Annotated in this window: 18 protein-coding genes; 15 read left to right on the top strand and 3 right to left on the bottom strand. The window is 59.6% G+C overall.

What is annotated here, in order from left to right:
• Window positions 1–171: 171 nt before the first annotated feature.
• From HK44_RS14055 to HK44_RS14105, 11 genes are all read left to right on the top strand, one after another.
• Window positions 172–1,476 (top strand): MFS transporter, encoded by a 1,305-nt coding sequence (locus tag HK44_RS14055; RefSeq protein ID WP_019690879.1) that lies wholly within the window; start codon window positions 172–174, stop codon window positions 1,474–1,476.
• Entirely contained in the window at window positions 1,454–2,851 is a 1,398-nt protein-coding gene (locus HK44_RS14060) for a NarK family nitrate/nitrite MFS transporter (RefSeq protein ID WP_019690878.1), read from the top strand. Before HK44_RS14055 ends, HK44_RS14060 begins: the two co-directional genes overlap by 23 nt.
• A gap of 66 nt (window positions 2,852–2,917) precedes the next feature.
• Window positions 2,918–6,691, top strand: coding sequence for a nitrate reductase subunit alpha (locus tag HK44_RS14065; RefSeq protein WP_019690877.1), 3,774 nt, complete (start codon window positions 2,918–2,920; stop codon window positions 6,689–6,691).
• Window position 6,692: 1 nt separating this feature from the next.
• Window positions 6,693–8,231, top strand: coding sequence for a nitrate reductase subunit beta (narH, locus tag HK44_RS14070; protein WP_010460230.1), 1,539 nt, complete (start codon window positions 6,693–6,695; stop codon window positions 8,229–8,231).
• A gap of 2 nt (window positions 8,232–8,233) precedes the next feature.
• Window positions 8,234–8,989, top strand: coding sequence for a nitrate reductase molybdenum cofactor assembly chaperone (gene narJ / locus HK44_RS14075; protein WP_019690876.1), 756 nt, complete (start codon window positions 8,234–8,236; stop codon window positions 8,987–8,989).
• On the top strand, window positions 8,982–9,662 hold the full coding sequence (gene narI / locus HK44_RS14080; protein WP_019690875.1) for a respiratory nitrate reductase subunit gamma: 681 nt from the start codon (window positions 8,982–8,984) through the stop codon (window positions 9,660–9,662). The genes narJ and narI overlap by 8 nt, the downstream gene beginning before the upstream one ends.
• Window positions 9,663–9,672: 10 nt before the next feature.
• The gene (locus HK44_RS14085; protein ID WP_024264941.1) at window positions 9,673–10,632 is read left to right on the top strand and encodes a peptidylprolyl isomerase; all 960 of its coding nucleotides are present in this window, start codon (window positions 9,673–9,675) and stop codon (window positions 10,630–10,632) included.
• Between the two features lie 25 nt (window positions 10,633–10,657).
• Window positions 10,658–11,650 carry a GTP 3',8-cyclase MoaA gene (gene moaA / locus HK44_RS14090; RefSeq protein ID WP_019690873.1) on the top strand — a complete coding sequence of 331 codons (993 nt, stop codon included), beginning with the start codon at window positions 10,658–10,660 and terminating at the stop codon, window positions 11,648–11,650.
• Window positions 11,651–11,978: 328 nt separating this feature from the next.
• The gene (locus HK44_RS14095; protein WP_019690872.1) at window positions 11,979–13,994 is read left to right on the top strand and encodes a ribonucleoside triphosphate reductase; all 2,016 of its coding nucleotides are present in this window, start codon (window positions 11,979–11,981) and stop codon (window positions 13,992–13,994) included.
• Between the two features lie 32 nt (window positions 13,995–14,026).
• The gene (nrdD, locus tag HK44_RS30160; protein ID WP_019690871.1) at window positions 14,027–14,194 is read left to right on the top strand and encodes an anaerobic ribonucleoside-triphosphate reductase; all 168 of its coding nucleotides are present in this window, start codon (window positions 14,027–14,029) and stop codon (window positions 14,192–14,194) included.
• On the top strand, window positions 14,191–14,886 hold the full coding sequence (locus tag HK44_RS14105) for an anaerobic ribonucleoside-triphosphate reductase activating protein (protein WP_024264942.1): 696 nt from the start codon (window positions 14,191–14,193) through the stop codon (window positions 14,884–14,886). Before nrdD ends, HK44_RS14105 begins: the two co-directional genes overlap by 4 nt.
• Window positions 14,887–15,067: 181 nt before the next feature.
• On the opposite strand, the gene HK44_RS14110 is transcribed toward HK44_RS14105, so the two are convergent.
• On the bottom strand, window positions 15,068–15,427 hold the full coding sequence (locus HK44_RS14110; RefSeq protein WP_019690869.1) for a hypothetical protein: 360 nt from the start codon (window positions 15,425–15,427) through the stop codon (window positions 15,068–15,070).
• 156 nt (window positions 15,428–15,583) lie between these two features.
• Here HK44_RS14110 and HK44_RS14115 point away from each other — a divergent pair, with 156 nt between their 5' ends.
• Window positions 15,584–15,796, top strand: a complete 213-nt coding sequence (locus tag HK44_RS14115) for a DUF3079 domain-containing protein (protein ID WP_019690868.1) — start codon at window positions 15,584–15,586, stop codon at window positions 15,794–15,796.
• Window positions 15,797–16,044: 248 nt separating this feature from the next.
• On the opposite strand, the gene HK44_RS14120 is transcribed toward HK44_RS14115, so the two are convergent.
• Window positions 16,045–16,767 (bottom strand): pirin family protein, encoded by a 723-nt coding sequence (locus HK44_RS14120; protein WP_019690867.1) that lies wholly within the window; start codon window positions 16,765–16,767, stop codon window positions 16,045–16,047.
• Window positions 16,768–16,982: 215 nt separating this feature from the next.
• Between HK44_RS14120 and HK44_RS14125 the strand changes: the two genes are divergently transcribed.
• Window positions 16,983–17,933 (top strand): GlxA family transcriptional regulator, encoded by a 951-nt coding sequence (locus HK44_RS14125; protein WP_019690866.1) that lies wholly within the window; start codon window positions 16,983–16,985, stop codon window positions 17,931–17,933.
• A gap of 186 nt (window positions 17,934–18,119) precedes the next feature.
• Entirely contained in the window at window positions 18,120–19,616 is a 1,497-nt protein-coding gene (locus tag HK44_RS14130) for an ATP-binding protein (RefSeq protein WP_019690865.1), read from the top strand.
• Here HK44_RS14130 and HK44_RS14135 read toward each other — a convergent pair.
• Window positions 19,563–22,358, bottom strand: a complete 2,796-nt coding sequence (locus HK44_RS14135) for an ATP-binding protein (protein ID WP_019690864.1) — start codon at window positions 22,356–22,358, stop codon at window positions 19,563–19,565. The genes HK44_RS14130 and HK44_RS14135 overlap by 54 nt on opposite strands.
• Before the next feature lie 383 nt (window positions 22,359–22,741).
• On the opposite strand from HK44_RS14135, the gene HK44_RS14140 reads away from it, so the two are divergent.
• On the top strand, window positions 22,742–23,317 hold the full coding sequence (locus tag HK44_RS14140) for a flavodoxin family protein (RefSeq protein ID WP_019690863.1): 576 nt from the start codon (window positions 22,742–22,744) through the stop codon (window positions 23,315–23,317).
• The last annotated feature ends 28 nt before the right edge of the window (window positions 23,318–23,345 follow it).

A 23,345-nucleotide genomic window follows, 5' to 3' on the forward strand; every position in this document is an offset into this window, starting at 1 on the left:
ACCTTAAGAGGCTGATAAATAAAGGGTTTAAAGGTCTTCTTGAACTACCTCCTTGGAGGTAGGCCGGGCAAGGATAGCCCCTTGCCCTCATGGGCTTCGTTGATGTGGATCAAGTTTTTGCGGGGTTGGTCTCTCTAGTCTGCGGCCACGGCTAACTGACTGGAGAGCATTGTGACCCGACCGCGTGTACGACAAGGCTTGGTGCTGGGCATGAGCACGTTGGCCTTCACTGTGTGTTTCATGGTCTGGATGATGTTTGCGGTGCTCGGGGTGCCGATCAAGGAACTGCTCCAGCTCAACGAAACCCAGTTCGGCCTCTTGGCCGCAACCCCGGTGCTGACCGGCTCGCTGGTGCGTTTACCGCTGGGCCTGCTGACTGACCGCTTTGGTGGGCGCAGCGTGTTCTTCCTGCTGATGCTGTCCTGCGTCGCACCGCTGTACCTGATCAGTCATGCCACCGCCTACTGGCAATTCCTGGTATTGGGCTTGTTTGTCGGCCTGGCCGGTGGCTCGTTTTCAGTGGGCATTGCCTACGTCGCCAAATGGTTCGACAAGGAGAACCAGGGCTTCGCCATGGGCATCTTTGGTGCCGGCAATGCAGGGGCCGCAGTGACCAAGTTTCTCGCCCCGGCACTGATCGCTGCCGGCAGTTGGCAATTAGTGCCAAAGGTTTTCAGCGCGATCCTGTTCATTACCGCGCTGTTGTTCTGGTTCGTCAGCACCGAAAACAAGGACCACCGTAGTGCCGCCGGCGCCAGCTTGCGTGAACAATTGCATTCGCTGAAAGATCCGGCGGTGTGGCGCTACTGCCAGTACTACTCGATCGTCTTCGGCGGCTACGTCGCCCTGGCCTTGTGGATGACCAAGTACTACGTACAGGAATACGGTTTCAGCCTGCAAAGTGCAGCGCTGCTGGCGGCCTGTTTTTCCCTGCCTGGCGGGGTGCTGCGTGCCGTCGGCGGCTGGATGTCGGATCGCTGGGGCGCGCAAAGCGTGACCTGGTGGGTGTTGTGGGTCAGCTGGATCTGCCTGTTCCTGCTCTCGTACCCACAGACCCAACTGCAAGTGCAGACCCTCAACGGTCCGATGGATTTTCACATCGGCCTGAATCCCGCGCTGTTTACCGTGCTGCTATTCGTCATGGGCATCGCCTTCGCGTTCGGCAAAGCCTCGGTTTTCAAATACATCGCCAATGACTACCCGAAAAACATGGGGGCCGTGTCCGGCATCGTTGGCCTGGCGGGCGGCCTGGGCGGTTTCGTGCTGCCGATTCTGTTCGGCGCCCTGGTGGACCTCACCGGGGTGCGCTCTTCCTGCTTCATGTTGATGTACGGCGTGGTCTGGGTCTCTCTCACCTGGATGTACTTCAGCGAAATACGCAAGACCCCGGTGTTCGGTAAAGAGCTGCCGGTGACCACTTCCCCGTTTTCCAGCATTGCCCAAGGAGAAGAACATGTCCGTTCTGCAAAAGCCTGACAAAGGCCCGGTCATTCATGACTGGCGCCCCGAGGACCCCGCATTCTGGGGGAGTAGCGGCAAACAGACCGCCACCCGCAACCTGTGGATTTCCATTCCTGCGCTGCTGCTGGCCTTTGCGGTGTGGATGGTCTGGAGCACGGTAATTGTGCGTTTGAACGCCATCGGCTTCAGCTTCACCACCGACCAGTTGTTTTGGCTGGCGGCGTTGCCGGGATTGTCTGGTGCGACCTTGCGCGTCTTCTACTCGTTCATGGTGCCGATTTTCGGTGGCCGGCGCTGGACCGCCCTGAGTACCGCATCGCTGTTGTTGCCCTCGATCTGGATGGGTTTCGCCGTGCAGAACCCAAGCACCTCTTACAGCGTGTTCGTATTGATCGCCTTGCTCTGCGGTTTTGGTGGCGGCAACTTTGCATCGAGCATGTCCAACATCAGCTTCTTCTATCCCAAGTCTCAGCAGGGCACAGCCCTTGGCCTCAACGCCGGGTTGGGCAACCTGGGTGTTTCGGTGATGCAGTTCTGTGTGCCGCTGGTGATTACTTTCGGTGTCTTCGGTTTCCTGGGCGGCAAGCCGCAAGCCCTGCCGGACGGCGGCCAGTTGTGGCTGCAAAACGCCGGGCTCATCTGGGTGCCGTTCATTGTCGCGGTGACGCTGATTGCCTGGTTTGGCATGAATGACTTGTCCAGTGCCAGAGCCTCGTTCAGCGAGCAGGCCGTTATCTTCAAACGCAAGCACAACTGGCTGATGTGCTGGTTGTACCTGGCGACTTTCGGTTCGTTCATCGGTTTTTCCGCGGCGTTTCCACTGCTGATCAAGACCTCCTTTCCTGACGTCATCGCCTTGAAATTCGCCTTCCTCGGCCCATTGGTCGGCGCACTGGTACGCCCGTTGGGCGGCTGGCTGGCGGACAAGCTCGGTGGCGCGAAAGTGACCCTGTGGAACTTCATGCTGATGATCGTGATGGTCTTCGGCGTATTGCACTTCCTCCCTCAGAACGGTTCGGGCGGTAACTTCTACGGCTTCCTTGGCATGTTCATGCTGCTGTTCATCACCACCGGTATCGGCAATGGCTCCACCTTCCGGATGATCCCGGTGATCTTCCGCACCCTGCATGAAAAAGCCTCCGCCGGAAAACCGCCCGCCGTGCGCGAACAAGCGCTCAAGGATGCCGGCAAAGAGTCGGCTGCCGTCCTCGGTTTCAGTTCGGCCATCGGCGCCTTCGGTGCGTTCTTCATTCCAAAATCCTTCGGCACTTCGATGGCCCAGACCGGCGGCCCGGAGATGGCCTTCTACATGTTCGTCGGCTTTTACCTGAGCTGCATCGTGGTGACCTGGTGGTGGTACGCCCGCAAAGGCGCCGCGACACCCTGCTGAGACGATCCGAATCCAACCTGCGTGGGCGGGGCACAGAACCCCGCAGCAAGCCTGAGAGGACACACCGTGAGTCATTTACTGGATCAACTGCGGTTTTTCAATCGCAAGCAAAACGAGTTTTCCGACGGTCACGGCGAGACCCGCAAAGAGTCTCGCGACTGGGAGAACGTCTACCGTTCACGCTGGCAGTACGACAAGATCGTGCGTTCCACCCACGGGGTGAACTGCACCGGGTCTTGCTCGTGGAAAATCTACGTCAAGAACGGTTTGATCACTTGGGAAACCCAGCAGACCGACTACCCGCGTACCCGCAACGATCTGCCTAACCATGAACCCCGTGGTTGCCCGCGTGGCGCCAGTTACAGCTGGTACATCTACAGCGCCAACCGGCTCAAGTACCCGAAAATCCGCAAGCCGTTGCTCAAGCTGTGGCGCGATGCGCGGCAGACCCTGGCACCGGTGGAAGCCTGGGCCAGCATTGTCGAGGACAAGGTCAAGGCCGAGTCCTATAAAAGCAAGCGGGGTATGGGGGGCTTCATTCGCTCCAACTGGGAGGAAGTCAACGAGATCATTGCCGCGGCCAATGTCTACACCATCAAACAATATGGCCCCGACCGCATCGTCGGCTTCTCGCCGATCCCGGCCATGTCGATGGTCAGCTATGCGGCCGGTTCGCGTTACCTGTCGCTGATCGGCGGCGCTTGCCTGAGTTTCTACGACTGGTACTGCGACTTGCCACCGGCTTCGCCGATGGTCTGGGGTGAGCAGACCGACGTGCCAGAGTCGGCCGACTGGTACAACTCCAACTACATCATCGCCTGGGGCTCCAACGTCCCGCAGACGCGCACTCCGGACGCACACTTCTTCACCGAAGTCCGTTACAAGGGCACCAAGACTGTCGCCATCACCCCCGACTATTCGGAAGTGGCCAAGCTCACCGATCTGTGGCTGAACCCTAAACAAGGCACTGACGCAGCGCTGGCCCAGGCGTTCAATCATGTGATCTTCAAAGAATTCCACCTGGACAAACCGAGCGCTTATTTCACTGACTACGCCAAGCGCTTCACCGATTTGCCGGTGCTGGTGCTGCTCAAGCAAATGCCCGACAAGGCACCGGGTGCCGGTTACCAGCCGGACCGCTTCTTGCGCGCCAGTGACCTGACCGACAACCTCGGTCAGGAAAACAACCCGCAATGGAAAACCATCGCTCTGGATGTCAACGGTGAACTGGTATCCCCTCAAGGTTCCATCGGTTATCGCTGGGGCGAGAAGGGCAAGTGGAACATCCTCCCTCGTGAAGGCGGCGAAGGCCGTGAGATCGATCTCAAGCTGAGCCTGATTGGTGATGACGTCGCCGAAGTGGCGTTCCCGTATTTTGCCGGTGAGTCCCACGAGCACTTCCAGCACGTTGCTGGCGATGCCGTGCAATACCGCCGTGTGCCAGTGCATAACGTGGTGCTGGCAGACGGTAGCGTCGCTAAAGTTGCCACCGTGTTTGATCTGTCGGCAGCCAACCTGGCTATCGACCGCGGTCTCGGTGGCGCTAACGTCGCCAAGGATTACAACGATGCTTCGGTGCCGGGAACCCCAGCCTGGCAGGAGCAGATCACTGGCGTCAGCCGTGAGAAAGCAATCCAGATCGCCCGTGAGTTCGCCGACAACGCCGACAAGACCAAGGGCCGCTCGATGATCATCGTCGGCGCGGCAATGAACCACTGGTACCACATGGACATGAACTACCGCGGGCTGATCAACATGCTCATGCTCTGCGGATGTGTCGGTCAGACCGGTGGCGGTTGGGCGCACTACGTCGGCCAGGAAAAACTCCGTCCGCAATGCGGCTGGCTGCCCCTGGCATTCGGCCTGGACTGGAACCGTCCGCCTCGCCAAATGAACGGTACCAGCTTCTTCTACGCCCACAGTTCGCAATGGCGCCACGAAAAAATGAGCATGCACGACGTGCTCTCGCCGCTGGCTGATAAATCACAATTTCCCGAGCATGCGCTGGACTACAACATCCGCGCCGAACGTGCCGGCTGGTTGCCCAGCGCACCGCAACTCAATACCAACCCGCTGCACATTTGCCGCGATGCCGCCGCAGCCGGCATGGACCCGAAAGACTACGTGGTCAAGTCGCTGCAGGACGGTTCGCTGCGCTTCTCCTGCGAGCAGCCGGACAGCCCGGTGAACTTCCCGCGCAACATGTTTATCTGGCGTTCGAACTTGCTGGGCTCCTCGGGCAAGGGCCACGAGTACATGCTCAAGTACCTGCTCGGCACCAAAAACGGCGTGATGAACGAAGACATCGGCCAGGTCGGAGATTGCAAACCCGAAGAAGCCGAATGGGTGGACGAGGGTGCCATCGGCAAGCTTGACCTGGTTACCACGCTGGACTTCCGCATGTCCTCGACCTGCGTCTATTCCGACATCGTCTTGCCGACCGCGACCTGGTACGAAAAAGACGACATGAACACCTCGGACATGCACCCGTTCATTCACCCGTTATCGGCCGCCATCGACCCGGCGTGGGAATCGCGTTCCGATTGGGAGATCTATAAAGGTATCGCCAAGGCGTTTTCCAGCATGTCCGAAGGGCACCTGGGCGTTGAAAAAGACCTGGTGACCATCCCGCTGATGCACGACAGCGTCGGCGAACTGGCCCAACCCTTTGGCGGTACCGACTGGAAAAGCGCCGGCGTGGCCCCGGTGCCAGGCAAGAACGCGCCGAACCTGCATGTGGTCGAGCGTGATTACCCGAACATCTACAAACAGTTCTCCTCGCTGGGTCCATTGCTGGAAAAACATGGCAACGGCGGCAAGGGCATCAGCTGGAACACCGAAGACGAAGTGAAGTTCCTCGGTGAACTCAATCACCGCGAAGGGGCTGCCGGGATCAGTCATGGTCGCCCGAAAATCGACACGGCAATCGATGCTGCGGAAGTGATTCTGTCTCTGGCGCCGGAAACCAACGGCCATGTCGCCGTCAAGGCCTGGGCCGCGTTGTCGGAATTTACCGGCATCGATCACAGTCACCTGGCGTTGTCCAAGGCCCACGAGGCGATTCGTTTCCGCGACATTCAGGCACAGCCGCGCAAGATCATCTCCAGCCCGACCTGGTCGGGTCTCGAAGACGATCACGTCAGCTACAACGCCGGCTACACCAACGTTCACGAAGCCATCCCATGGCGCACCATCACCGGTCGCCAGCAGTTCTACCAGGATCACCCGTGGATGCAGGCGTTCGGCGAGCAACTGATGAGTTATCGGCCGCCGGTCAACACCCGGACCATCGAAGGGGTGAAAGGCAAGCGCAGTAACGGCGAGACCGAAATCGTCCTGAACTGGATTACTCCGCACCAGAAATGGGGCATTCACAGTACCTACAGCGACAATCTGCTGATGCTGACCCTCAGCCGCGGCGGGCCGATTGTCTGGCTCTCGGAGATCGACGCGAAACGCGCCGGCATCGAGGACAACGACTGGATCGAGTGCTTCAACGTCAACGGCGCACTGACCGCCCGGGCGGTGGTCAGCCAGCGGGTCAAGGAAGGCATGGTGATGATGTACCACGCCCAGGAACGGATCGTGAACGTGCCAGGTTCAGAAACCACCAAGACCCGTGGCGGCCACCACAACTCAGTCACCCGGGTGGTGCTCAAGCCGACCCACATGATCGGCGGCTACGCCCAGCAGGCCTACGGTTTCAACTATTACGGCACGGTCGGCTGCAACCGCGATGAATTCGTCGTGGTGCGCAAGATGGCCAAAGTCGACTGGCTCGACGGTTCAAGTGGCGATGACCTGCCACGTCCCCTGCCGACCGATATCGAGGAGAACTGAGATGAAGATTCGCTCACAAATCGGCATGGTTCTGAACCTGGACAAATGCATCGGTTGCCACACCTGCTCGATCACCTGCAAAAACGTCTGGACCAGCCGCGAAGGTATGGAATACGCCTGGTTCAACAACGTCGAATCGAAGCCGGGGATTGGCTATCCGAAAGAATGGGAGAACCAGGACAAGTGGAAGGGCGGCTGGATTCGCAACGCCAACGGCACGATCAACCCGCGCATCGGCGGGAAATTCCGGGTGTTGGCGAACATTTTCGCCAACCCTGACCTGCCGAGCCTCGACGACTATTACGAACCCTTCGACTTCGATTACCAGCACCTGCACACCGCGCCACTGGGCGAGCACCAGCCAACAGCGCGACCGCGTTCGCTGATCTCCGGCAAGCGCATGGAGAAAATCGAGTGGGGCCCGAACTGGGAGGAAATTCTCGGCACCGAATTCGCCAAGCGCCGCAAGGACAAGAACTTCGACAAGATCCAGGCGGACATTTACGGCGAATACGAAAACACCTTCATGATGTATCTGCCGCGCCTGTGCGAGCACTGTCTCAATCCGACGTGCGCGGCCTCGTGCCCGAGCGGGGCGATCTACAAGCGCGAAGAGGATGGCATCGTCCTGATCGACCAGGAAAAATGCCGTGGCTGGCGGATGTGCATCAGCGGTTGCCCGTACAAGAAGATCTATTTCAACTGGAAAAGCGGCAAGTCCGAGAAGTGCATCTTCTGCTACCCGCGTATCGAAGCCGGGATGCCGACCGTTTGCGCCGAAACCTGTGTCGGCCGTATCCGCTACCTCGGCGTGCTGCTGTATGACGCTGATCGCATCAGCGAAGTGGCGAGCACCGCCAACGAGCAGGATCTGTACGAGAAACAACTGGAGATCTTCCTCGACCCGAATGACCCAGCGGTGATCCGTCAGGCCTTGGCCGATGGTGTGCCGCAGTCGGTGATCGACTCTGCGCAACGTTCGCCGGTCTACAAAATGGCCGTGGACTGGAAGCTGGCACTGCCGCTGCATCCGGAGTACCGCACCTTGCCGATGGTTTGGTACGTGCCGCCGCTGTCGCCGATCCAGAACGCCGCTACCGCCGGCACCGTAGGCATGAACGGGGTGATCCCGGATGTCGACAGCCTGCGTATTCCACTGAAGTACCTGGCGAACCTGCTGACAGCGGGCGATGAAAAACCGGTCAAGCGTGCGCTTAAACGCTTGCTGGCGATGCGCGCCTATAAACGCTCCGAGCAGGTCGATGGCGTTCAGGACCTGCAAGTGCTGGCGGATGTCGGCTTGAGCGTGGCCCAGGTCGAAGAGATGTATCGCTACCTGGCGATTGCCAACTATGAAGACCGATTTGTTGTACCGAGTGCGCACCGTGAAGACGCCATGAGCGACGCCTTCGCCGAGCGCTCCGGTTGCGGTTTCAGTTTCGGCAGCGGCTGTAGCGGCAGCTCCGACACCAACATGTTCGGCGCCAAGAAAGCCAACCGCCGCGACATCCTCAAAACCGTCCAGTTGTGGGAGGAATGAGCATGCAAATTCTCAAAGTGATTTCGCTGCTGCTCGACTACCCGACCGAGGCATTGATTGGTGGTCGCGACGAACTGGAGCAGGCGATCATTGAGTCCCGGGAAATCAGCCCCAAGCAGCGCGGTGCGTTGTTCGAGTTGCTGGAGCTGATCTGCGCCAATGACCTGATGGACGGACAGGAGCACTACGGTGCGCTGTTCGGCAGGGGGCGTTCGCTGTCGCTGCTGCTGTTCGAGCATGTGCACGGTGAGTCCCGTGACCGAGGTCAGGCGATGGTCGACATGATGGCGCAATACGAAGCCGCCGGGTTTGCCATCGGCGTCAAAGAACTTCCGGACTATATCCCGCTGTATCTGGAGTTCCTTTCTACTCGCGAAGACATCGAGGCCCGCGAGGGCCTGGCAGATGTGTCGCACCTGCTGGCCTTGCTCGCGGCGCGTCTGGATGAGCGTGAAAGCGCGTACGCCAGTTGCTTCCGCGCGCTGCTGCAAATTGCCGGGGCCGAGCCGCATCAGGCGGTGGCCGACCTGCGGGCGCAGGTGGCTGCTGAGCCGCGTGACGACTCCCTCGAAGCCCTCGACAAGATCTGGGAAGAGGAGGCCGTGGACTTTCTCCAGGCCGAACAGCAGGACCGTTGCAGTTCGCTGCCAAGTGCACCGGGCAAGGTCCGGGAAGAAAGCGCGGTGCCGCTGCACTGGGTGGATTTTCAGCATGAAGGGCTGGCCGCCATGCCGGTGAAGGAGGCAGGTAATGTCTAAATGGAATCTGTTGTTGTTCGGGATCTATCCCTACGTCGCCCTGGCTATTTGCCTGATTGGCAGTTGGGCACGCTTCGATCTGTCGCAGTACACCTGGAAGGCAGGCTCCAGTCAGATGCTTAACCAGCGCGGCATGCGCGTGGCGAGCAACTTTTTCCACATCGGCGTGTTGTTCATACTGGCCGGGCACTTCGTCGGCCTGCTGACCCCGGCGTCGGTTTACCACCATGTGATCAGCACTGAGAACAAGCAACTGCTGGCAATGGTCTCCGGCGGGCTTTTCGGTCTGTTGTGCCTGGTTGGCCTACTGATGCTGGTCAATCGGCGGCTGAGCGATCCACGGGTACGCGCCACTTCCAGCACTTCGGACATTCTGGTGTTGCTGGTACTGCTGGCGCAGTTGCTGCTCGGTCTGCTGACGATTGTGGCGTCCACCGAACACATGGACGGCTCGGTGATGGTGATGCTCGCCGATTGGGCGCAGAACACCGTGCTGTTGCGGCCGATGGAAGCGGCGGCGTCCATCGCGCCGGTTGGCTTGACCTACAAGCTGCATGTATTTCTCGGTTTGACCCTGTTCGTGCTGTTCCCCTTCACCCGTCTCGTACACATGATCAGTGCACCGGTCTGGTACTTGGGGCGTCGTTATCAAATCGTTCGTCAGAAGTTCTGAGGAGACAATCATGTCAGGTGGATGTGGATGTGGTGGCGGTAACGGGGGCAGCGGTGGCTGCGGTTCTTCCAAACAAGCGGAGCCCGATGTTGTGGATATCGCGCCGACCGGGGCGGTGCAGTTTGACGCACGCCCGGTTGAGCCGGCGGCCCATGACGCCCCGGCGCAGTTGATCGCCAGCAGTGAGCAGGAGTGGCCGATCATCAGCGTCAACGAGGTGTCGATCACCCCGGAAGCGATGGCTCAGGAGCTTCAATATCATCCGGCGGAAAGCCGCGAGGAGGCGGTCTATCTGGCCGCCAGGGCGCTGGTGATCCGCGAGTTGTTGCAGCAACGCATTGCCGATCTCGGCGTGTCGCTGGAAATCGGCTCCGGTGAGAACGAAGAAGAAGCGGCCACGCGCTTGTTGCTTGAGCGTGAGGTGCAGGTCCCTCAGTGCGATGAGGAAACCAGCCTTCGCTACTACGAAAACAATCGCGGGCGCTTTCACAGCGCGCCGTTGCTGGCGGTGCGGCACATCCTGCTCGAATGTGCGCCGGACGATGCCGAGGCCCGGGCGCTTGCGCATGTTCAAGCTGAAATTCTGTTGCAGCGGCTGGAGGATTTTCCCGGCAGTTTCGCCGAGATGGCGGTGAAATATTCGGCCTGCCCGTCGAAGGCCCAGGGCGGTTCTTTGGGGCAGATCAGCAAGGGTCAGACCGTGCCTGAACTGGAACGTCAACTGTTCACCCTCACGCCGGGGCTGGCGAGTAAACCGCTGGAAAGCCGTTACGGTTGGCATGTGGTCAGTGTCGATCAGCGGATCGAAGGCATGCCGTTGCCCTATGAAGTGGTGTCGACGGCGATCCGCACGCAGTTGCAGCAAGGCGTCTGGCAAAAAGCCCTGGTGCAATACCTGCAAACCCTGATCGGTGCAGCGGATATTCGCGGGATCCACTTGCAGGGCGCCGACTCACCGCTAGTGCAGTGAGCCTTGGGGTAAACGGGGAGATGTGATGAACGCTGTCATGCAGGATGGTTTTGGACGGCAGATCGACTATCTGCGGATGTCGGTGACGGACCGTTGTGATTTTCGCTGTGTGTATTGCATGGCGAAAAACATGACTTTTCTGCCGCGTCAGCAGGTCCTGACGCTGGAGGAGCTGCAGCGTCTGGCGGCGCTGTTCGTCGGCCAAGGTGTTCGCAAAATCCGACTCACCGGCGGCGAACCGCTGATCCGTCCCGGTATTGTCGGGCTGTGCCGCAACATCGCCGCCTTACCCGGTTTGCGCGAGCTGGTGCTGACCAGCAACGGCTCGCAACTGGGCCGTTTGGCCCGGCCGTTGGCGGAGGCAGGGGTCAAGCGGATGAACATCAGCCTCGATAGCCTGGACGGGCAGAAGTTTCGCGCGATTACCCGCAACGGCGACCTCGATCAGGTGCTGGGCGGCATTGAAGCAGCGCGGGGCGCGGGGTTCGAGCGGATCAAACTGAACTGCGTGGTGATGAAGGGGCGCAACTTCGATGAAGTCCCGGCGTTGGTGCAATACGCCATTGATCAACACATCGATATCAGTTTTATCGAAGAAATGCCCTTGGGCGATGTCGGCCGCGCGCGTGGCGAGTCGTTTTGCTCCAGCGACGAAGTGCGGGCGTTGATCGCCAGTCGTCATCGGTTGCTCGACAGCACCGAAAACAGTGGCGGGCCGGCACGCTACGTTCGCCTGGAACGCCATGCCGATACCCGGATCGGTTTCATTTCACCCAACAGCCACAACTTCTGTGGCAGCTGCAACCGGGTGCGGATGACCGTTGAGGGGAAGCTGTTGCTCTGTCTGGGGCAGGACGATGCCCTGGATTTACGCGGATTACTGCGGCGTTACCCGCTGGATGACCAACCCCTGATCAACGCGGTGCAGAAGGCCTTGCGCGGCAAGCCGCTGCGCCACGACTTCGGCCCCAAAGGGGAGGTGCAGATTGTGCGGTTCATGAACATGAGCGGCGGTTGAACTGATCTGTTAAGGAAAGAGTTTGCTAAACACAATCCTTGTGGCGAGGGAGCTTGCTCCCGCTCGGCCGCGAAGCGGTCGTAATCCTGCAAGCTCGATTTGTCTGAATAATCGTGTTGCCTCATTTAGGGTTGCTTCGCAACCCAGCGCGAGCAAGCTCCCTCGCCACAGTGTTCGCAGCGGATTCTCCCTTCACCGTCATCGGGCGGTTTTTTTCACCGGCAAATCTTGACGTCGATCAATTGCAGAACAGCGCTTTGTCCGTAGTCTTCACTGCATGTTGTGTTTGTTTGTACATAAACATCTATATGTAGTATCTGGAGGCCAAATGCAGAGCACGCTGATCTCAGTTGGATGTAACCGCTTGCACAAGCGCGATGGCAGTCTGGTTGCCTTCGATGCCGACAAGATCCGTCAGGCGTTGATCGCTGCCGGCAAGGCAACCGGGGAGTACACCGACGTTGAAGTCGAAGGCCTGCTCGAAGCGGTACTCGCCCGATTGGAGAGGCTGCCAAGGCTGCATGTCGAGCAGATCCAGGATCGTGTTGAGCGGGTGCTGATGGACGCCGGTTTTTTCCTCGCCATGCGCGCCTATATCGTTTATCGCGAACAGCACGGGCGTTTGCGTCGCGACCGCCGGACCCTGGTCGAAGTGGCGACGTCGATGAACGAGTACCTGGACCGTGAAGACTGGCGGGTCCAGGCCAACGCCAATCAGGGCTACTCGCTGGGCGGGCTGGTGTTGAACGTGTCGGGCAAGGTCACCGCCAACTACTGGCTGGACGAGGTGTACAGCGAGGCGATCGGCCACGCTCATCGAGAGGCGGATTTGCATGTACATGACCTGGACATGCTGGCCGGTTACTGCGCTGGCTGGTCGCTGCGCACCTTGTTGCATGAGGGCCTTAATGGTGTGCCCGGACGTGTTGAAGCCGGGCCGCCGAAGCACTTGAGCAGTGCCCTGGGGCAAATGGTGAATTTCCTCGGTACCCTGCAAAACGAATGGGCCGGCGCCCAGGCCTTCAGTTCGTTCGATACCTACCTGGCGCCGTATGTGCGCAAGGACCAACTGAGCTATCCGGAGGTCCGCCAGGCGATCCAGGAGTTCATCTACAACCTCAATGTGCCGTCACGCTGGGGCACCCAGACGCCTTTCACCAATCTGACCTTCGACTGGGTGTGCCCGCAGGATCTGCGCGAGCAGATACCCGTCATCGGCGGGGAGGAAATGCCGTTTGCCTACGGCGACCTGCAAGTCGAAATGGATGTGCTCAACCGCGCCTACATCGAGGTGATGCAGGCTGGCGATGCGAAAGGGCGAGTGTTCACCTTTCCGATTCCGACCTACAACATCACCCATGACTTTCCATGGGACAGTGAAAACGCCGACCGTCTGTTCGAGATGACGGCGCGTTACGGTTTGCCTTACTTCCAGAACTTCCTCAATTCGGATCTGCAGCCCAATCAGGTGCGTTCGATGTGCTGCCGGTTGCAGCTGGATGTGCGCGAGTTGCTCAAGCGTGGCGGTGGCTTGTTTGGCTCGGCGGAACAGACCGGATCGCTCGGCGTAGTGACCATCAACTGCGCACGCCTGGGCTATGTGTTCAAGGGCGATACCGGCGGTTTGCTGAAGCGTCTGGACACGCTGATGGAGCTGGCGATGGAGAGCCTGGAGGTCAAGCGCAAGGTCATTGAGCACCACATGGATGCCGGTTTGTACCCTTACACCAAGCGGTATCTGGGCACCTTGCGCAACCATTTTTCCACCATCGGCCTCAATGGCCTGCATGAAATGCTGCGCAATTTCACCGGCGACAAAGAGGGCATGCACACCGAGCAGGGCCGCCAGTTTGCCCTGAAACTGCTGGACCATGTGCGCACCACCTTGCTGCGTTTTCAGGAAGAAACCGGTCATCTCTACAACCTGGAAGCGACACCGGCGGAAGGCACTACCTATCGCTTCGCCAAGGAAGACCTCAAGCGCTACTCCGACATTCTCCAGGCAGGCACGACGCAAGCTCCGTATTACACCAACTCCTCGCAACTGCCGGTGGACTACACCGATGACCCTTTCGAAGCCCTGGAGCTGCAAGACGAACTGCAATGCAAATACACCGGCGGCACGGTCCTGCACCTGTACATGGCCGAGCGGATTTCCTCGACCCAAGCCTGCAAGCAACTGGTGCGCAAAGCTCTTGGGCGTTTCCGCCTGCCGTACCTGACCGTGACCCCGACGTTCTCCATCTGCCCGGTGCACGGCTACCTCGATGGCGAGCATGAGTTCTGCCCCAAATGCGACGAGGCCCTGTTGCTACAAGAACAGAAAACCGGCGCTGTTCATTGATTTCGATTCACTCAACCGCAAGGAGCTTCATCATGACTGCTTCGCAAATACTGCCCCAGGCTCAACGTCAACGCTGTGAAGTCTGGACTCGGGTGATGGGCTATCATCGGCCGGTATCGGCGTTCAATCCAGGCAAACAGTCCGAGCACCGCGAGCGGGTGCACTTCACTGAAAGCGCGGCGCTGGTCGGGCGCCAATGAGTCGAACGCTTCGGGTTGGGGGCATGGTGCCCCTGACCACTATCGACTATCCGGGACAGCTCGCCTGCGTGTTGTTTTGCCAGGGTTGCGCCTGGCGTTGTCGTTATTGTCATAACCCGCAGCTGATTCCCCCTCGTGGCACCGAGGAAGTGGATTGGCGGCGGGTGTTGGCGTTTCTGCAACGCCGTCAGGACCTGCTCAATGCCGTGGTGTTCAGCGGCGGTGAGCCGACTCTGCAGGACGGCTTGCTCGGCGCCATGGATGAAGTGCGGGAAATGGGATTTCACATTGGCTTGCACAGCGCTGGCATCAAGCCTGCCGCCTTCGCCAAGGCACTGACCGGTGCTGATTGGGTCGGCTTCGATGTCAAGGCATTGCCCGAGGATTGCCAGGCCATCACCCGGGTCGAGGGCAGTGGAACGGCAAACTGGCGCAGCCTTGAGTATCTGTTGGCCAGTGGTGTGGACTACGAATGTCGCACCACCGTGCATTGGCATCTGTTCGAGCCAGCGCGTCTGCTGATCCTGGCCAAACGCTTGAATGCACTTGGCGTCAAACGCTTCGCCGTGCAACTGGTTCGCACCGCGCGGATGTTCGATCCGCTGTTGCCGAGCGTTTCGGCACAAGCCTTGCTGCCAGAGTTGTGGGAGGCCATGCGCGAGTTGTTCCCAGTCTTCGTGCTACGGGGGTAACGGGGGTTGGGGGAGCTCAAGCCCAGCCCCAGAACTGATGCCGGGCGCGAAAAATCTGCGCCCTTGCCAGGGCGAGTGAGAGGTGGATGCGCATAATGTCTTGCTGGGCACTAACGAGTAGGAACCCGAGTCTAGGAAGCCTTTCTGCTTACAATAATGGTTGTTATCAAGTTTCGAGTACTTAAACCGAAGGCTCGTCACGTTGGTGAAAGCGCTGGGCTCGCTCAAGGCTGTGGGTCATCTGTGCCGCCGCATGAACGGTCAAGGGATGCTGGGTAAAACCGGGTCTGGGGGAAATGTAGTCGGCCATTTTCCGGGCATTGGCGAGCTGACGTTCCGAGCCTTCTGCCAGCAGCGCGATGACCAGGTTTTCCAAGGCAATCACTCGGACACGCAAGTGAACCAGTTCGGCGTTGGTCAAGGCGGGCGGGGCGGTAAACGCGTCGCCATCGATGGATGTTGCTGCGTTTTGATCGTCCCATGTCGACAGGGTTGGATGGTCTGGTGTCCCAACGTTTGGCAAAGGATTTTTATTGAGCATGAGCGATGTCTCCAAGTCTGTTCAGCCGTTAGAAGCTTAGCTCCAGGATCGCGATAGGAGGGCAGTCGCTCGATGTCGATTCTTGATATCGATCAAGGATGGTTTTGCACAAAGGCTGTAGGTTGTAAAAACGTCTCTCAATGATCGGAGATCGACATGGCCAAGAACTTCCCCGTCAACCCCAAGCACCCCGAGCGGATCTGTTGGGGATGCGACCGGTATTGTCCAGCCAAGTCCCTGGCGTGCGGCAATGGCTCCGACCGTACGATGCATCCGGCCGAGCTGTTCGGGGAAGATTGGCATCTGCCTGGCGACTGGGGTATCGAGTCCCTCATCGTCACAGACAAGACAGAGAATGATGGCGTCTAGCGCAAGCCCAGAATGGTCGTACAGGCGCTGTTGCCAAGGATTCGCCTCTCTTTCCCAGTGAATGTTTTTTCAATGGTCAACTTGATACTCGTCCCAATTCATCTGGTTGTCCGTCCGGAAGTCAAAAAACGCTGCTTATCGAGCGGCGTTTTTGTTTGTGCGTAAGCTGCGTAATGGGCGCTTTCAGTTTGATAACGCATTCCAATCCGTGAAGCCCGGGGGCACAGAGTCCCCCAGGCAAGTTACGGTCAAGGCATTTGCGGCAGCTCTTGCGGACGCAAATCAAACACCAGCACTTCGGCATTCACACCGTTGCTCAAGGTCAGCGCCTGCTCATCCCGGACCCGCACGCCATCGCCTTCCTGCAATTGCACGCCGTTGAGTTCGACCTTGCCCCGGGCCACATGCACATAGGCGTAGCGATTGGCGGCGAGCGTGAGGCTGGCGCTTTCCTTGCCGTCGATGAGGCCGGCATAGACCCGGGCATCCTGACGCACCCGTAACGAACCGTTGGCCCCATCGGGGGAGATGATCAGTTGCAGGCGACCGCGTTTCTTCTGCGTGCTGAAGTGCTCTTGCTGATAACGCGGTTTGGCGCCGCTGACGTCCGGTACGATCCAGATTTGCAGGAAGTGCACCGGGCGGGTTGCCGAGTGATTGTATTCACTGTGGGCCACGCCGCTGCCGGCGCTCATCAATTGCACGTCGCCGGGGCGGATCACCGAACCCGTGCCTAAAGTGTCCTTGTGTTCCAGGGCACCTTCGAGCACATAGGAGAAAATCTCCATGTCCTGGTGCGGGTGTTGGCCGAAGCCTTTACCGGCGGCCACGCGGTCATCGTTGATCACCAGCAGGTAGGAAAAACCCTGCTCCCGCGGGTTGCGGTAGTTGGCAAACGAAAAGGTATGGAACGACTTCAACCAACCGTGATTGGCCGCGCCGCGATCAGAGGCTTTGCGAAGGGTCAGCATGATGAAATCTCCTGTTTGGGACGAGAGTTCGTCCGAGTGAGGAGAAGGTTAATGTTTATCGGTGAGTGCAATAAGTAGATGAAAATTGAAATACTGTCTCGATCAGGTTGACAGTTATGTGAGCGGGTTCATGTATTCTTATTGTTACAAATGCCCATAATGTTCAGTGCTGACGCTACGTTTCCTATTTCTTTGATATCAGTGATTTCCAACCCATGAAAACCGTGGCAATGGTGCTGTTTCCAGACTTTCTCCTGCTTGATATGGCCGGGCCCATGGAGGTGTTTTCCATCGCCAACCGTTATCTGGAGTCGGGCGACCGTTATCAGCTGTCGATGATCGGCACCGAACATGGCGCGTTGCGCGCATCCAACGGCGTCAGTGTTCAGGCCGATGTGCATATAGACCAGGCCTGCGACAGCTATGACTTGCTGCTGGTGCCGGGCGGTCCGGGGGCCTACAACGAAAAACATCCACCGTTGCTCGACTGGCTGCGGGGCGCCGTCAGTCGGTCGGCCGGTTATGGCTCGATCTGCACGGGGGCGTTCATATTGGGGCATGCCGGTTTGCTGGACGGTTATCGGGTGACGACTCACTGGCATTACACGGAGCGGTTGATTCGAGCCTTCCCCAAGGCGACGGTGAAGACCGATCAGATTTACGTCCAGGATCGCAACCTGATCAGCTCTGGCGGGGTCACCGCCGGCATCGACCTGGCACTGGCGGTGGTCGCTCAGGATCACGGCAAGAAAATCGCTCAGGACGTGGCCAAGGTCTTGCTGGTGGTGATGAAACGCCAGGGCGGACAGGCGCAATTCAGCCCGTTGATGGCTGCGGTGGCCCCTCAGGAAACGCCGGTGACCCGGGTGCAGAACCATGTGCTCGAACACCTTGATGAAGCCTTCAGCGTCGAACGCATGGCCAGCCTGGCGAACATGAGTGCGCGGCATTTCGCCCGGGTGTTTGCCCGGGAAGTGAACATGACGCCCATGGAGTTTCTGCAAAGTGCGCGCATCGATTGCGCCAGGAACCTGCTGGAAACCAGTGACCTGCCGCTCAAGACCGTTGCCTACAAGAGCGGCTTCGGCAGCGTGCGGCACATGCGTTTTCTGTTCGGTGAAAAACTGGGTCTGACTCCCGCCCAGTACCGCGAACAGTTCAGTTAGAGCGTTCTTGTCCGTCCTGCGCACCGCAATGGCCGTGACGCTCCCTCCATCGCCGTTGTACCGTCACCCATGCCTGCCAAGATACTCGTGGACTCTTGGCAGCGGAGGTGCGGGAACCTGGGCGAACTTGCGCAACGGATGATTCCGTAGCTTGAGTCGGGTCAGGTTTTGAGCGCGTGAACATGTATGAACAGCCTCAGAGATTTAAACAGCGATACGGTACTGCGGTTCGGCCCCTACACGTTCCATCCGCGTCAACGGTTGGTCCTGGAAGGTGATCGGCCTCTGCACGTGGGGGGGCGGGCACTGGATATCCTCCAGGTACTGGTCGAGCGCGCGGGCAACGTGGTCAGCAAGGAAGAACTGATTGCCCACGTGTGGCCGACTTCGGTGGTCGAGGAAATCAACCTGCGCGTGCACATCGCTGCCCTGCGTCGGGCCCTCGGCGACGGTCAGAACGGGCGGTGCTACATCGTTAATATTCCCCAGTGCGGTTATAGCTTCATCGCCCCAGTGCAGCGCGAGTCGGACGGGATGCAGGCTTCGATCGAAACCGTTCAGCAGCCCCGGCACAACCTGCCGACACGGATCACGCCAGTGACCGGTCGAGATTCGATCGTTGGTAGTGTGGTCCGGCAGTTGCCGGTTTTCCGCTTCATGACCCTGGTCGGCCCTGCCGGCATCGGCAAGAGCACGGTGGCCTTGTGCGTGGCCGAACTGCTGTTGCAGCACTATAGCGATGGCGTCTGGATCGTTGATCTGGCGGCAATCGATGACCCTGCGCGGCTCGTCGATTATCTGAGCCAGACTCTTGAACTGGACGTTGGCGTGGATGCGCTGGCGCAGCGGCATGCATTGCTGGTGCTCGACAATTGCGAGCACGTGCTCGAACGTTGCCGATCGCTGGTGGAGGACCTATTGGTTTCGGCGCCACGGTTATCGATCCTGGTCACCAGCCGCGAACCGCTGCGGGCGGCGAGGGAAGTGGTTCAGCGTTTGCCAGCCCTGGCGGTGCCGCCGATGTCGGCGCTGCATCGTGTTAGCGAGGCGATGAGCTATTCGGCGGTGCAACTGTTTGTCAACCGTGCTCGTGCCCGCCAACAAGGGTTTGCTCTGCGTGAACAGGACCTCAAGGCTGTGCGGGAGATCTGTCGGCGCCTCGACGGTTTACCCCTGGCCATCGAACTGGCAGCGGCGCAGATCGATGCGCTGGCACTGGTTGGTCTGCGAGCTCAACTGGGCAACTGTTTTCAGCTGCTGACCCAAGGCCGGCGCACCGCCGTGCCACGGCATCAGACGCTCAAGGCCGCGCTGGACTGGAGCTATCAGCGGCTGAGCCCGCTGGAGCAGACCGTGCTGCAGGGGCTGGCGGTGTTTAAAATAGCTTTTACTTTGGACGCAGCCATCGGCGTCATCAGTTGTGCGGTGCTGCGGCCCACCAGTCTGGCAGAGGTGATAGAACGGCTGGTGCTGAAATCGCTGTTGTCGGTTGAACAGGGCAATGGCATGACACGTTATCGGTTGCTCAACACGACCCGCACTTACGTACTGGAAAAGCTTGAACTGAGCGGATTGCGGCGAGTGTTTGAAATGCGTTATGCCCGCTACATCAGCCGGGCACGCTGGGTTTCAGGCCGGCCGGTATCGTTGCAACTCGTCGAGCAAACGGCGGACTTTGCTTAGGTCTGGGGTGGCAAAGCCTTCAGTGAAGCGGTTGTAGATCGGCGCCAGCAGGTCATGGGCTTGTTGGAGGCGGCCTTGACGCTGCCAAAGCTCGGCCAGTGATGTGGCAGTGCGCAGTTCCCATGCCAAAGCACCCTGGGCTTTTGCCACTCCCAGCGCTTTGAGCAGCACGGTCTCGGCTGCACTCTGGCTGTTTTCTGCAAGCAGAGCATTCGCTCTGGCCCGAAGGATTTCCGCCGTGCTCCAACCCGCAGCGCCGTTTTCGGCCCGTGCCAGCAATGCGTCATCGACGAAACCGCTATCCAGGGTGACCATGATTTCCTTGATCAGCCCTGCGCCGGGTTGCGGGTTCGAATGTGCGTTATCGCCATCGATCACCTGCGCATAGTGCCGGGCCCAGTTGTAGAACAGTGGCACCGAATGTTTTTGTGTTTGTTCGAGCAGCAGGCGCAAGAGTTCGCGGGCAGTTTGAGTGTCGCCGTTGTAGTGGGCGATCAGGCAACCGGAGAGTGCCAGTGTGTAGCAGATGGACGTGCCATGGTCGATTTCGATCGCAATGTCCAATGCCTGACGGGCAGTGCGCCAGGCCTTTTCGGGAAGGCCCTGCAACCAGAGGATCCGCGCGAGAATAGTCAGGGCGGCGACGCTCTGGTCGTACTGGACGCCAAAGCCGTGGGTGAAGCGATTGAGGTGTCCGCTCTGGGCCATGCGCTGAATGACCTGTTCAGCACTCTCCCGTGCCTGTTGCTGATCCCCGGCAAAGTGCAGGGCCAGCACCTGCAAACGGTGTGTACTCAGCGATACAGCAGCGTTGCCTTGCACACCCAGGCGATCGAATTGCAGGCTCTGTTCCAGGGCCGTTTGATAGTTGCCGCAACTGAGGTTGACCGCCATGTGCCCGGACACGGCTCTGAGCTGACCGGCCACGTCGTTGCAGCGTTCGGCCAGGGTTCTGGCGCTGACAAAGGCTTCGACGGTTTCGGCGGTGCCACCTTGGGTGTGGTAGCAGGAACTGCCGAGGGCGAGCTTGAGGGCCATTTTCAGGCGAGGGCAGGGCTCGGGCGTCAATTCGAGCAGTGCCAGGGCCTTGCGCACGTACACGCCATGTTCCTTGAGCAGCGACAGTTCCTGCCAGAGTGGCGTTGAAACCGAAGCCAGTCGGATCGCCACAGCCTGCGGCCCTTGAGCGTTCAAGCCCCAGTCGAGGGCCGAGCGGATGTCTTCCAGACTACGGGCGTAACGCTCGATCCATACATCGGTCTGGATGTGCTCCCAGTCGTTCTGGGCCTGATGCATCAATGCCAGGCAGCGCTCGGCGTGGCGTTCCAGGGTGTCTGGCAAATCATTGGCCTGGTCGAGTTTTTCCAGGGCATAGCTGCGGGTGGTGTCGAGCAGACGGTAGAACACCTGCTCGTCACCGACCTCCACGTTCAGCAGTGACTTGGCCACCAGTTGCGTAATCGCGCCAAACACCTCGCGGGGTTCGATGTGTTCGCCGACAATCACCGCGGCCGCCGATTCCAGCGTGAAACCGCCCCTGAACACACCCAATCGGCGCAGGCAGGTTTGTTCGCAGGCACTCAGCAGCTCGAAGCTCCAGTCGAGTGTCGCGCGCAGGGTCTGATGCCGTCCCAGCGTCGTCTGACAGCCCTGTGCGAGCAGACGAAAACTGCCTTGCAGTTGCGTCAGCAATCCACTCAGGCCAAGGCTGTTCACTTGCGCTGCGGCCAGTTCGATCGCCAAAGGAATGCCGTCCAGACGGCGGCAAATCTCGATCGCCAGAGGCAGCTCGTCATCGGTCAGTTCGAAACTGTCATGGCTGGCCATTGCCCGCTCGACGAACAATTGCACAGCCGAAAAGCTCAAGGCCTGGGAGCGGTCCAGCGCGGCGATGGGCGGTGGGCAGTCCAGGGACTCCAGGCGCTGAACGTATTCGCCTTCGGCCCGCAGGCTCTCGCGACTGGTGGCCAGAATGTGCACATCGGGCGCGCCACGCAGGATGCTTTCGCTGAGCAACGCAATGGCGTCGATCAGATGCTCGCAGTTGTCGATGACCAGCAGCATCTGCCGCTCGCGCAGGAAGGTCGCGAGACAGTTCATCGGTTCAGCGTCGTGCAACGACAGGTCCAGCAGCGTCGCCAGGTGGGTGGCGATCATCAACGGGTCGCTGATCGGGGCCAAGTCCAGCAGGCGAATGCCGTCCCGGTAGCGACCGATCAGTTGTTCGGCGACGCGCAGTGCCACTGTGGTCTTGCCGATACCGCCAGGGCCGACGAGGGTGATGAAGCGTTGGTGTGGCAAGTGCGTCACCAGACTGTCAACCAAGGCCTGGCGACCGATCATGCGAGTCCGACGAATGGGCAGGTTATGGCCGCTCTGCTCGTGGCCGCTGCTCGGCGGACGTTGCTCGATGTGCTCCAGCGAGCACGGCGCGACAAAGCTGTAACCACGCTGGGCCACGGTAACGATGTAGCGCTGCCCGGCTTGACCGTCGCCGAGGGCTTTGCGCAGCGCCGCGATGTGCACTCGCAAATTGATGTCTTCGACGACGCTTTTGGGCCAGACCCGAGAGATCAGTTGATGCTTGCTGACCACATGTCCGGCGTGCTCCAGCAGGATCAACAGAATGTCCATGGAACGTCGGCCCAGGCGCAAGGGCCGGTCGGCTTCCAGTATCAGGCGTTGTCCGGGGTAGATCCGGTAGGGGCCGAAATGCACAGCCTGTTCGGGTGGAAGGGTCAACGGCTCACTCCTGCTGCTGTTCTTTTAGTCCGCCCCGTTGCACCTGTGCGGGGAGGGCGGACGAAGGGCGCAGTCTTCTGTCACGCGGTTTTCGAGCATATTCCTCAGGTTTCCTGATCAACGCAACGTGGCTCGGGCGGGCGTGCATCGAGTGTGCTACCCGCAGCAATCTCCTTGCCAGCGTCGAGTGCCGTATTTATTGGCTGCGGCATTGGCGACGAGTGGTTCGGGTGTTTGCCTGTGCCATTGAAAATTAACAACGTTTAACTCGCCCTGCGTCCGGTCTACGCCCAAAACTCCAGTCCTTCAAGTGCGCCAACCGAAGGGACGGTTGTGCGTGCTGTGTGCAGCAAAAGGGATGAACACGTCTGGAGGATGCCGGAATGAGCAACGTGGTGGTGGTCTATCACAGTGGCTATGGCCATACCCGGGTCATGGCCGAGGCCGTGGCCCAGGGTGTGGAGCGGCACCTTGGCAGCGCCTGCCGGCTGATTCCGGTCGAGGACGTGCACGACCAGTGGGAGCGCCTGCACCAGGCCGACGCCATCATCTTCGGCGCCCCGACCTACATGGGCAGCGCCTCGGCGCCCTTCAAGAGCTTTATGGACGCCACCGCGTCGTTCTATCTGGCTCAGCCCTGGCGCGACAAGCTCGCCGCCGGCTTCACCAATTCCGGTTGCCTGTGTGGCGACAAGCTCAACACCTTATTGCAGATGGCGGTCTTCGCTGCCCAGCATTCGATGATCTGGGTCGGCCTTGACCTGCTGCCGGCGCGTTCCAGCAGCGGGGTGTTCGATGGGCAATTGAATCGTCTGGGCAGCTCCCTGGGCGCCATGGCCCAGTCGAATGTCGAACAGTCTCCCGAACAAGCGCCACCTCTTGAAGATCGCCGCACCGCCGCGCACTTGGGCGAGCGGGTGGCGCGCCTGGCCGAGCGCATGGGCCATCCATCGATTTGAATCACCCAACCCCCTGAAGGAGCAAATG

Source organism: Pseudomonas fluorescens HK44, assembly GCF_000217955.3.
In the GTDB taxonomy this organism is placed as follows: Bacteria; Pseudomonadota; Gammaproteobacteria; order Pseudomonadales; family Pseudomonadaceae; genus Aquipseudomonas; species Aquipseudomonas fluorescens_AQ.

Bases quoted from the DNA above. Each gene is read 5' to 3' on its own strand.
- moaA (WP_019690873.1), top strand. From the start codon at position 10,658: ATGAACGCTGTCATGCAGGATGGTTTTGGACGGCAGATCGACTATCTG.
- HK44_RS14105 (WP_024264942.1), top strand. From the start codon at position 14,191: ATGAGTCGAACGCTTCGGGTTGGGGGCATGGTGCCCCTGACCACTATC.
- HK44_RS14060 (WP_019690878.1), top strand. From the start codon at position 1,454: ATGTCCGTTCTGCAAAAGCCTGACAAAGGCCCGGTCATTCATGACTGG.
- HK44_RS14120 (WP_019690867.1), bottom strand. From the start codon at position 16,767: ATGCTGACCCTTCGCAAAGCCTCTGATCGCGGCGCGGCCAATCACGGT.
- nrdD (WP_019690871.1), top strand. From the start codon at position 14,027: ATGACTGCTTCGCAAATACTGCCCCAGGCTCAACGTCAACGCTGTGAA.
- narH (WP_010460230.1), top strand. From the start codon at position 6,693: ATGAAGATTCGCTCACAAATCGGCATGGTTCTGAACCTGGACAAATGC.
- HK44_RS14085 (WP_024264941.1), top strand. From the start codon at position 9,673: ATGTCAGGTGGATGTGGATGTGGTGGCGGTAACGGGGGCAGCGGTGGC.
- HK44_RS14125 (WP_019690866.1), top strand. From the start codon at position 16,983: ATGAAAACCGTGGCAATGGTGCTGTTTCCAGACTTTCTCCTGCTTGAT.
- narJ (WP_019690876.1), top strand. From the start codon at position 8,234: ATGCAAATTCTCAAAGTGATTTCGCTGCTGCTCGACTACCCGACCGAG.
- HK44_RS14140 (WP_019690863.1), top strand. From the start codon at position 22,742: ATGAGCAACGTGGTGGTGGTCTATCACAGTGGCTATGGCCATACCCGG.
- HK44_RS14095 (WP_019690872.1), top strand. From the start codon at position 11,979: ATGCAGAGCACGCTGATCTCAGTTGGATGTAACCGCTTGCACAAGCGC.
- HK44_RS14130 (WP_019690865.1), top strand. From the start codon at position 18,120: ATGAACAGCCTCAGAGATTTAAACAGCGATACGGTACTGCGGTTCGGC.
- HK44_RS14110 (WP_019690869.1), bottom strand. From the start codon at position 15,427: ATGCTCAATAAAAATCCTTTGCCAAACGTTGGGACACCAGACCATCCA.
- HK44_RS14115 (WP_019690868.1), top strand. From the start codon at position 15,584: ATGGCCAAGAACTTCCCCGTCAACCCCAAGCACCCCGAGCGGATCTGT.
- narI (WP_019690875.1), top strand. From the start codon at position 8,982: ATGTCTAAATGGAATCTGTTGTTGTTCGGGATCTATCCCTACGTCGCC.